3 protein-coding genes are annotated in these 3,796 nt (G+C 30.3%); 2 read left to right on the top strand and 1 reads right to left on the bottom strand.

Going from position 1 to position 3,796, the window contains the following annotated elements:
• The first annotated feature begins 358 nt into the window (after positions 1-358).
• The gene (locus U9R42_05125; protein ID MEA3495400.1) at positions 359-1,303 is read left to right on the top strand and encodes a UDP-3-O-(3-hydroxymyristoyl)glucosamine N-acyltransferase; all 945 of its coding nucleotides are present in this window, start codon (positions 359-361) and stop codon (positions 1,301-1,303) included.
• 28 nt (positions 1,304-1,331) lie between these two features.
• Here U9R42_05125 and U9R42_05120 read toward each other — a convergent pair whose 3' ends face one another.
• Positions 1,332-1,961, bottom strand: a complete 630-nt coding sequence (locus tag U9R42_05120; protein ID MEA3495399.1) for an FISUMP domain-containing protein — start codon at positions 1,959-1,961, stop codon at positions 1,332-1,334.
• 430 nt (positions 1,962-2,391) lie between these two features.
• On the opposite strand from U9R42_05120, the gene U9R42_05115 reads away from it, so the two are divergent.
• Positions 2,392-3,796: hypothetical protein (locus tag U9R42_05115; GenBank protein MEA3495398.1), on the top strand; the 1,405-nt coding region annotated here is incomplete at its 3' end.

Below are 3,796 nucleotides of genomic sequence, written 5' to 3'. Positions count from 1 at the left end.
TCTTTAGCATAGCCATCCGCGTGTCGCTGAAGCTTTAGCGGAGGCACAAGCTACGGTAAATAATTTTAACGCAGTATAAAGGAAAAAGATAAATAAATTTGTAATGATAATTAGAGAACGCACTACTAGTTAGTAGGAATTTAATAAAAAAGTGAATTTATATATGTGATAATTGAAGAAAATATTGTAATATTGACATGATTTAAGAAAATCGTTTCAAGGGTTCTTTGATTTTTTTTTATCAAAAGCAAAAAAATAAATTTTTAGAACCCACCTAAATTGTTAATCAGAAAAATTACGATAAATGACAACTTAAAGACTGCAAAGCAAATTACTTCTAATTTATTAAAAAACATAAATGAAATTTAATCCTACATTAAAGTTAAAAGATATTGCAGAATTTATTAATGCTGAGTTTTATGGTGAACCAAAATTTATCATCTCAGGAATTAATGAAATTCATGTAGTTGAAAAAGGTGATATTACTTTTGTTGACCATCCAAAATATTACGATAAAACATTAAATTCAAATGCAAGCACAATTATTATCAACAAAAAAGTTGAATGCCCAAAAGGAAAAGCATTGATTTTTTCCGATGATCCTATGGTGGATTATATGAAATTGCTTAAGAAATATAGACCTTTTGAAATATGCAATAATCAAATTAGTGAATCCGCTAAAATTGGTGAAGGAACTATAATTCAGCCTGGAGCATTTGTTGGGAACAATGTAAAAATTGGAAATAATTGTCTTATTCATGCAAATGTTAGCATTTATGACCATAGTATTATTGGAGATAATGTAATTATTCATTCAGCTTCGGTTATTGGAGCCGATGCCTATTATTTTCAGAAAAGAGGAGAAGGCTTTCTTAAATTTGAATCATGTGGAAGAGTAATCATCAAAAATAATGTTGAGATTGGTGCTCTTTGCACTATTGACAAAGGTGTTTCTGGCGATACAATTATTGATGAACATACAAAAATGGATAATCATTGCCAAGTTGGGCATGATACTTATGTTGGCAAACGATGCTTAATAGGTGCTTATGTTGCAATTGCCGGTGTAACAAGAATTGAAGATGATGTTATTCTATGGACAAAAGCTTCAATAAATAAAGATTTGGTCATTGGCAAAGGAGCTGTTGTTCTTGCAACATCAGGAGTTGACAAAAGCCTTGAAGGAGGAAAAACTTATTTTGGTATCCCTGCTATTGAAGCTCGAAAAAAGTGGAAAGAAATGGCTATAGTCCGGCAACTTCCTAAAATCCTTGACGAAATAAACAAAAAGATTGATAAGTGATTAAATTGTTGAATTGTTGAATTGTCAACTAATCCCTGATACAACGAACACTAAAACCAAAATCCTTAACGTAGTCGTAACGGTACACACATCCGCTATGGTAGTACAACCTCAGGTGCCATGCGTCACTGTTACCGTTCCCGGTAGAAGTCCAGAAAGACGCACTATGTCCCATATAGTCGAAGGTACCATCGTTGTCGCGTACACCACCAGGCAATGCCGAAAAACCGCTTTTATTGGTTGCTTTTTCATTGGGTGAATCCCAATGCGATGTTCCGATTTCTTTCATTTTTCTACCAGCAATGCTTTTCCCACCAAGATAAACAGTTAGTTCCACCCATTCTGCATCACTGGGTAAATGCCAGCCATCTGGACAAACATCACAGGCAGTTTCCCAGTCGTATAGATAACCGTAAGTTTCTACATTTGCATCATTACTATCGTAAGCCCAATAGTTTCCGTTTGATGGTGCATAAGCGAGGTTCTCTGCCATCCATACCTGTTCTCCTATTTTTACCCAATTGTAGGTTTTGCTATCTCTACTATCGGTAAAAGAACTTGAATTATCGTCATCATCTTTACTGCAATTAATTGCAAATACTAAAAATACTCCCATTAATAATAATGCTAATCTCATAAATCTTTTTTTATTTTTCATTTGTTAAAAATTTTAATTGTTAAAATTCATTTCAATAAACTCAATGCATTGCATTTTCAAACTATTGATTCGAGATAAATTGCAGAACCCATTAAACGATTTTCCTAAATCAGTTCAAATCTACATTATTATTTTTAATTAGTGCCTCTAAGAAAACTATCAAATTTATTTTTCAAAAATACAATATTATTAAATTATTGATTAACAAAATCAGAAAAATTAGTATTAGTACCAATTATTGTTGTATCTTTGTTTCTCAATTAAATAATATGTTTAATCCACACTTATACACTACACACCTACAAGCTTTTAGCTTGATTGACAAATGTGGTGATAAGTAAAAAGATACACCCTACTTCCTTCTTTTGGTAGTTGGGTTTTATTGAATAGCATAAAGACATTTAATTTTTAATCTTTAAATTTTTAAATTATGAAAAAGTTTATTACACTTTTATTGGCAGTTGCAATTTCAGCAACAGTTATTGGACAAGTAATCCCTGAAAGACTAGAAAATATTAAAAGTTTTAACAAACATGAAAAGATTGATGCTTTTTTAAGTATTGATAAAATGTTCCCTAACTTTCAGAGTAGAACAAAAAGTTTAAAATTTCAAAGGTCAACCAACTCAACAAAACAAAAATTAGATAGTATTATTAACAAAAATTATAATTACCACACAAAACAATGCGTTGCAAATGAAAAAGACGTAAACATTTATGATGCTGATGGAAATAATACATTGAATTATACTTATCTTTGGGACACAATCTCCAATATGTGGCTTGCTAAACTAAAATATATTAACACTTTCGATTCCAGAGGTAATTGTATAAAGAGTATTATTTATATTTGGGATAATATTTCCAACCAATGGGTTAATTACAGCAAAGGTAACTGTACTTACAATAGCAAAGGATATCAAACAATGCAAAATCGATTTGACTGGGATGTAAACTCCAATAAATGGGAAGGTGAATACCAAATTAATTACACTTACAATTCAAATGATAAAATAATGCTGAGGACTCACTTTGGCTATGACAAAAGCACCAACAAATTGATTATTAATTCAAAATATAATTGGACCTATGATGCAAATGATAATTTGACATTGGAAATTTTTTATATATGGAACAAAAGCACTAATAAATGGGATAATAATTTTAAATGGGAATACATTAACAATGCTAATGGGCTTGTAGAAATATTTACTAATTATACTTGGGACAACAAATCAAACAAGTGGTTAGCTTTTTCTAAATCAGAATATACTTACGATACTACTGGCGGTATTATCAAAATTTCTAATAAATGGGACTTCAAAACTTCTAATTGGGTAAAACAAGGTAAAGGCGAATACACTAATGATACTAACAAAAAAACAACAATTACTTATCTTTGGGACAAAGTAAACAAGCAATGGAAATACAATAATAAAAGAGAACGCAACTACGATTATAACAATAATCTTATATCAGAAATTCATAGTAGAAGGAAAAATAACCAATGGTTTAATAGTTCTGAATACAAATACAATTACGATTATGCTTATAACTATTCAGCTTTATTAATGCCCGCACCTAATTTTATGTATTTTCATTCTTTTTTGGAACTAAAGAACAAACCAATAAATTTAATAATTTATCAATTTATAGATAGTACATGGACTGAAGTGGGGAAAGAAATATATTATTATTCAACAACAAATGTAGGAATTCCAGATAATCTCAAAATGGGTTTAAGTATATTCCCAAATCCTGCAAAAGATTTTATAACATTTGATATTGATAACATTTCATCTTCAAGCACAATTGAAATCTTTGACATCCAAGGCA

The sequence above is a fragment of the Bacteroidota bacterium genome, from assembly GCA_034723125.1.
Lineage (GTDB): Bacteria > Bacteroidota > Bacteroidia > CAILMK01 > JAAYUY01 > JAYEOP01.
Note: the sequence above shows the minus strand (reverse complement) of the source record. Positions and strands in the feature narration are given on the sequence as shown.

Bases quoted from the DNA above. Each gene is read 5' to 3' on its own strand.
- U9R42_05125 (MEA3495400.1), top strand. From the start codon at position 359: ATGAAATTTAATCCTACATTAAAGTTAAAAGATATTGCAGAATTTATT.
- U9R42_05120 (MEA3495399.1), bottom strand. From the start codon at position 1,961: ATGAAAAATAAAAAAAGATTTATGAGATTAGCATTATTATTAATGGGA.